We start from the raw sequence: 6,524 nt of genomic DNA on the forward strand, positions 1-6,524 counted from the left end.
TGCCTGGACGATAAAAAGGCCGGCACCTGGGGTCCGGCCCGTTGTCCAAGCCGAAGCCTCCATCGGAGGCTCCGCGCTTACGGCAACTTATTTGGCGTTCATCAGCGCGACGGTGGTGTCGAGCATGCGGTTGGAGAAGCCCCACTCGTTGTCGTACCAGGACGAGACCTTCACCAGCCGGCCCGAGACCTTGGTCAGGGTGGCGTCGAAGTTGCTCGAAGCCGGGTTGTGGTTGAAGTCCACCGACACCAGCGGCTCGGTGTTGTACGTGAGGATGCCCTTGAGCTCGCCGTCAGAGGCAGCCTTCAGGATGCTGTTGACTTCTTCGACCGTGGTGTCGCGCTTGGCGATGAAGGTCAGGTCGACGATGGACACGTTGATGGTCGGGACGCGGATGGCGTAGCCGTCCAGCTTGCCGTTCAGTTCGGGCAGCACCAGGCCGACCGCGGCGGCGGCGCCGGTCTTGGTCGGGATCATGCTCATGGTGGCCGAACGGGCGCGGCGCAGGTCTTCGTGATAGACGTCGGTCAGGACCTGGTCGTTGGTGTAGGCATGGACCGTGGTCATCAGGCCGGTCTCGACGCCCAGCTTGTCATTCAGCGGCTTGACCAGCGGGGCCAGGCAGTTGGTGGTGCAGGAAGCGTTCGAGATCACGGTGTGCTCGGCGCGCAGCACGCCCTGGTTCACGCCGAACACCACGGTGGCGTCCACGTCCTTGCCGCCAGGCGCCGAGATGATGACTTTCTTCGCGCCGCCCTTCAGGTGGGCGCTGGCCTTTTCCTTGGAGGTGAAAAAGCCCGTGCACTCCAGCACCACGTCGACCTTGAGCTCGCCCCAGGGCAGCTCGGCCGGATTGCGGTTGGCCAGCACGCGGATCTTGTCGCCGTTGACGACCATGTACTCGCCGTCGACTTCGACGGTGCCCGGGAACTTGCCATGGGCGGTGTCAAAGCGCGTCAGGTGCGCATTGGTCTTGGGATCGCCGAGGTCATTGATGGCGACGATCTCGATATCGTGCTTCTTGCCGTTTTCGTAGTGGGCGCGCAGGATGTTGCGGCCGATGCGGCCGTAGCCGTTGATAGCGACGCGAATGGTCATGACGAAAGCTCCTTTTACAAAACCTGCTTGACAGCCTCGACCACCTTGTCGGTGGTCAGGCCGAAGAACTTGAACAGGGCGCCAGCCGGGGCCGATTCGCCGTAGCGGTCGATGCCGACCACGGCGCCATCCAGGCCCACGTACTTGTGCCAGAAGGCGGTCACGCCAGCCTCGATGGCCACGCGCGGCATGCCCGCGGGCAGCACGGCGCGCTTCCATTCGGCATCCTGGCGGTCGAACACATCGGTGCTCGGCATGGAGACCACGCGCACCGCGATGCCGTCCTTGGCCAGCGCTTCCTGGGCGGCCAGGGCAATGGCGACTTCTGAACCCGTTGCGATGATAGCCGCGCGGGCGTCCGGCGCATCGCGCAAGACGTAACCCCCCTTTTCAACCGCCTTCAGCGTGGCTTCGTCGCGCGGCACGAAGGGCAGGTTCTGGCGCGAGAGCAGGAGGGCCGTCGGGCCGCCGTCATGCACGTCCATGCCGATGCTGGCCGGACGGGACACGGCCAGGTTCCAGGCCACGGTGGTTTCGACCGTGTCGCAGGGACGCCAGACCGACAGATTGGGGATCAGGCGCAGGCTGGCCGCGTGCTCGATCGACTGGTGGGTGGGGCCGTCCTCGCCCAGGCCGATGGAGTCGTGCGTGAACACATGCACCACGCGCTGCTTCATCAAGGCCGCCATGCGGATGGCGTTGCGCGAGTAATCCGAGAACGTCAGGAAGGTGCCGCCAAAAGGCAGGTAGCCGCCATGCAGCGCGATGCCGTTCATGATGGCGGCCATGCCGAATTCGCGCACGCCGTAGTTGATGTGGCGGCCGAAGCTCACGCCGCCCTTGTCGGCGGCGCGCACGGCGGTCACGCCCTTCCAGTCGGTGAAATTCGAGCCCGTCAGGTCGGCCGAGCCGCCCAGCAGCTCGGGCAGCAGCCCGGCCAGCTCGGTGATGGCGAACTGCGAGGCCTTGCGGGTGGCGACCGTCTCGCCGCGGGCCGCGGTCGCGGCCAGGAAGGCCTGGGCCTTTTCGGCAAAGCCGGCCGGCAGGTCGCCCTTCATGCGGCGCGTGAACTCGGCGGCCTCGGCCGGGAAGGCCTGGGCGTAGGCGGCGAAAACGCGCTGCCAGTCGGCCTGCGCGGCGGCGCCGGCTTCGCGGCTGTCCCAGGCCTGGCGGACGTCCTGCGGCACCTCGAAGGGGGTGGCGCTCCAGCCCATGGTGGCGCGCGCGGCGGCGATCTCGTCGTTGCCCAGCGGCGCGCCGTGCACATTGTGCGTGCCCGCCATGGTGGGCGCGCCCTTGCCGATCACGGTGCGGCAGATGATGAGGCTGGGTTTTTCGGATTGCGCGCGGGCGGCCTTGATGGCGGCGTCCACGGCGGCCACGTCATGGCCATCCACGCCGCGGATCACGTTCCAGCCATAGGCTTCGAAACGCTTGGCGGTATCGTCGCCGAACCAGTGCTCCACATGGCCGTCGATGGAAATGCCGTTGTCGTCGTAGAGCGCGACCAGCTTGGACAGCTTGAGCGTGCCGGCCAGCGAGCAGGCTTCGTGCGAAATGCCCTCCATCAGGCAGCCGTCGCCGACGAAGACATAGGTGTGATGGTCGACGATGGTGTGGCCGGGACGGTTGAACTCGGCGGCCAGCAGCGCCTCGGCCAGGGCCATGCCCACGGCATTGGCCAGGCCCTGCCCCAGCGGGCCGGTGGTGGTCTCCACGCCCGGGGTGATGCCCACTTCGGGGTGGCCCGGGGTCTTGGAATGCAGCTGGCGGAATTGCTTCAGCTCGTCCAGGGAGAGGTCATAGCCGGTCAGGTGCAGCAACGCATAGATCAGCATCGAGCCATGGCCATTGGACAGCACGAAACGGTCGCGGTTGGCCCAGGCCGGGTCGGCGGGGTTGTGGCGCAGATTGCCCAGCCAGAGCGCCTGGGCGATTTCCGCCATGCCCATGGGCGCGCCGGGATGCCCCGAATTCGCTTTTTGTACGGCGTCCATCGCGAGTACGCGGATGGCATCCGCCAAGGCTGGTTGGGGGGCAGTCGGAGTGCTCATGCGAAAAGGCTCTTTGGCATTGGCGCCTCGCATCCAAGGCGCCAGAGATAGGGGATGGAAAGCTCATCATTTTACCATCTGGGGGTAAGCCCATCCGAGGCGCGGGCAAACCTTGCGCAAAGCTGGCGTCCGCGGGCGGCTTCGGGCCAAAATGCGACATTGCCCCCTGTTTTTTTGTCCCCTTGCGCATGAGTCTGCCCCGTTTCTATTGCGACACCCCCCTGGCCGCCGGCCAGCGCCTGCCCTTGCCGGACGCCCTGGCGCACCACGCCATCCGGGTGCTGCGGCTGCGCGACGGGGCCGATATCGTGCTGTTCGACGGACGCGGCGGCGAGTATCCGGCCCGGCTGGAGGTCGACGGCAAGGCCGGCCATGCGCGACTGGGCCCGCACCTGGCGCGCGAGGCCGAGCTGCCTGGACGCATCGTGCTGGTCCAGGGCCTGCCCTCGGGCGACAAAATGGACTGGATCGTCGAAAAAGCCGTGGAGCTGGGCGCCGCCGCCATCCTGCCCATCGCCGCGCAGCGCAGCGTGCTGCAATTGAGCGGGCCGAGGCTGGAAAAGCGCCTGGCGCACTGGCGCCGCGTGGCGCAATCGGCCGCCGAGCAATGCGGCCGCAACCGCCTGACCGAAATCGCCGCGCCCCGCACCCTGCGCGAGTGGCTGGCCGAACCGGACGAGGGCTTGCGCCTCATGTGCCATCCGCAGGCCGCCGACGACCTGCCAGGCTGGCTGGCGCGCCAAGCCGCCCCATCGGCCCTCACGCTGATGGTGGGCCCCGAAGGCGGCTGGTCGGAAGAAGAAGTCGCCGCGGCGCAGGCCGCCGGCGTGGCCTCGCTCAGGCTGGGCCCGAGGGTGCTGCGCACCGAGACCGCCGGCCTGGCGCTCATCGCCTCGGTCAGCGCCCTGCTGGGCTGGAACTGAGCGCGAAAAATTCAGACTTCGCCGTAGGGGGCGGCCGCCACTCCCGGCTCGGGATCGGGATGCCGTCCGGCATGTTCGACCACATAGCAGAACACCCGGCCGTTTTCAGCGGCGAACTCGGCCGCGTCGGCGCAGACGGTCTCGATGGCGGCGGCGTCTTCCTCCAGCGCCGGGTCGCCGGAATGCAGCCGGTACAGCCAGAGCACCACGCCGGTCTTGTGATCCAGCACCGTGTCGCAGAGGCAATCGTAGAGCGCGTCCAGGTTGCCGCCGAAGAATTCGGGGAAATCCACCGCCTTGGCAATGGCGCGCAGCACCGCCGAACGGCTGCGCGCACGGTCGCAATCCGCCACCAGCAGGGCCATGCCCAGCTCGTGCGTGGCGTTGACCATGGACGCTTTGTCCGTATCCTCGTGCGCGATTGCGCCCCCGCGGCGCAGTTGTCGTAACAGCGTGGTCTGGCCGTTGCGCGTCATGCCCGGGCCTCCTCGAAAAACTTCACCACTTCTTCGCTACGCCGCATCGTATCGGCATAACCCAGTTCTATCAATCGTTCTGTATAGGCACTTTCGAAGAGCAGATAGGACATCAACGATCCGCCGCCCGATCTCCCCGGCACGGACGATACACCGAGTACGCGGAAAAGGGTACGCACTTCAGCCGGCATGGCGTCCAGATGCTCCAGCGCCATCCGGTCCAGCGACTGGCTGGGCGTGATGGCCAGGACCTCGATGCGGCGCAGGCCGGGCTCGGTGCCCGGCAGGCTGTGACCCAACAGGCGGTTGGTGCGTTCCAGGCGCTCCAGGTCGACGGACAGGCCGTCCAGGAAGATGCTGGACAGCGCATGGCCGCCGACCTGGGCCAGCGAGGGATAGCCGGGCGCCTCGGCGCGTTGTTCGGGGTGGGTTTCGTCCTGGAAACTCGTCCCCACCACCAGCACGCGCTCGGCGCCCAGATGGATGGCCGGGCTGATGGGCGCCAATTGGCGCATTGATCCGTCCCCGCACCATTCGGTCTGACCCTGCACATTGACGGCGCGGGCGGGGAAGACCAAGGGAATGGCCGAGGACGCCATGACATGGTCCACGCCGATGGCCGAGGGCACGGCGCGGCGCAGCGAGCGGTGCCAAGGCTCGATGGGGCGATCGGACTGATAGAAGGTCAGATGCTCGCCGCTGGTGTAGCCCGACGCCGTGATCGCCAGGGCCGACAGATGGCCGCGCGCAAGATTGTGGCGCATGCGGCGGAAATTCAGCACGCGCTCAAGCAGATTGGCCAGGGGCTGGCTGTCCAGCAGGGACTGGGGGCGCTTGCGCATCACGCCCGAGTACATCCATCCCAGCGACAACAAGCCCAGCCAGCGCACGCCGCTGCGGATCAGGCCGGGGGCGTCGGCCCGGTAGACCATGCTGGTGTCCAGTGAAGACCACAGGCGCCGCATGCGGCGCACCGCCAGGTGGGGCCGGTCGGCGCGGCAGGCCATGGCCGCCGCATTGACCGCGCCGGCCGAGGTGCCGCAGATGATCTGGAAGGGATTGGGGCAGCCGGGACGGAAGTCCGGGTCCAGGATCTCCATCACCGCGCCCAGCACCCCGACCTGATAGGCCGCGCGCGCCCCGCCGCCGGTCAGGACCAGGCCGGTGGGACGCGCGGGGCCGGCAACGTCATCGCGCAACGTTGGCATCGACCACGGTCATGGCCGTCATATTGATGATGCGGCGCACGGTCGAACTGGAGGTCAGGATGTTGACCGGCGCGTTGGCTCCCAACAGGAAGGGACCGACCGCCACATTGCCGCCGGCCGCCGTCTTGAGCAGGTTGTAGGCGATATTGCCCGAATCCACGTTGGGGCAGACCAGCAGATTGGCGTCGCCCTTGAGCGTGGAAGACGGCAGGATGCGCAGGCGCAGCGCCGCGTCCAGCGCGCAGTCGCCATGCATCTCGCCGTCCACCTCCAGGTCCGGCGCCTGGGCGCGCAGGATTTCCAGCGCTTCGCGCATCTTGGCGCCGGAAGCCGAGCTGCCCGAGCCGAAGTTGGAGCGCGACAGCAGAGCCGCCTTGGGCGCCAGGTTCAGGCGCTTCATTTCCTCGGCCGCCGCCAGCGTGATCTCGGCGATCTGCTCGGCGGTCGGATTGTCATTGACGTGCGTATCGGCCAGGGCCACCGTGCGCTCATCGAGCAGCAGGATGTTCATGGCGGCGTAGATCTTGGCGCCCGGCTTTTTGCCGATGACCTCGTCGACGAAGCGCAGGTGGTCGTGATAGGCGCCCACCGAGCCGCAGACCATGCCGTCGGCATCGCCCAGGCGCACCATCACCGCGCCGATCAACGTCGTGCGGCGGCGCATTTCGACCCGCGCCATCTCCTTGGTGATGCCGCGGCGGCACATCAGCTCCCAGTAGGTGGTCCAGTACTGGTGGAAGCGCTCGTCGTATTCGGGATTGGTGA

6 protein-coding genes are annotated in these 6,524 nt (G+C 67.4%); 1 reads left to right on the forward strand and 5 read right to left on the reverse strand.

Annotated features, from left to right (window positions below):
- Positions 1 to 87 precede the first annotated feature (87 nt).
- The gene (gene gap, locus L540_RS16625; RefSeq protein WP_043210793.1) at positions 88 to 1,098 is read right to left on the reverse strand and encodes a type I glyceraldehyde-3-phosphate dehydrogenase; all 1,011 of its coding nucleotides are present in this window, start codon (positions 1,096 to 1,098) and stop codon (positions 88 to 90) included.
- Positions 1,099 to 1,112: 14 nt separating this feature from the next.
- On the reverse strand, positions 1,113 to 3,152 hold the full coding sequence (tkt, locus tag L540_RS16630; protein WP_043211156.1) for a transketolase: 2,040 nt from the start codon (positions 3,150 to 3,152) through the stop codon (positions 1,113 to 1,115).
- 188 nt (positions 3,153 to 3,340) lie between these two features.
- Between tkt and L540_RS16635 the strand changes: the two genes are divergently transcribed.
- On the forward strand, positions 3,341 to 4,075 hold the full coding sequence (locus L540_RS16635) for a 16S rRNA (uracil(1498)-N(3))-methyltransferase (protein WP_043210791.1): 735 nt from the start codon (positions 3,341 to 3,343) through the stop codon (positions 4,073 to 4,075).
- A gap of 11 nt (positions 4,076 to 4,086) precedes the next feature.
- Here L540_RS16635 and L540_RS16640 read toward each other — a convergent pair whose 3' ends face one another.
- The 3 genes from L540_RS16640 to L540_RS16650 form a co-directional block, all read right to left on the reverse strand.
- Positions 4,087 to 4,551, reverse strand: coding sequence for a barstar family protein (locus L540_RS16640; RefSeq protein ID WP_043210789.1), 465 nt, complete (start codon positions 4,549 to 4,551; stop codon positions 4,087 to 4,089).
- Entirely contained in the window at positions 4,548 to 5,759 is a 1,212-nt protein-coding gene (locus L540_RS16645; protein ID WP_043210787.1) for a patatin-like phospholipase family protein, read from the reverse strand. The genes L540_RS16640 and L540_RS16645 overlap by 4 nt, the downstream gene beginning before the upstream one ends.
- The coding region (locus L540_RS16650; RefSeq protein ID WP_048026539.1) for a phosphate acyltransferase at positions 5,740 to 6,524 on the reverse strand (785 nt) is incomplete at its 5' end. The genes L540_RS16650 and L540_RS16645, both read right to left, overlap by 20 nt.

This window comes from Bordetella pseudohinzii (assembly GCF_000657795.2).
Classification (GTDB): domain Bacteria; phylum Pseudomonadota; class Gammaproteobacteria; order Burkholderiales; family Burkholderiaceae_B; genus Bordetella; species Bordetella pseudohinzii.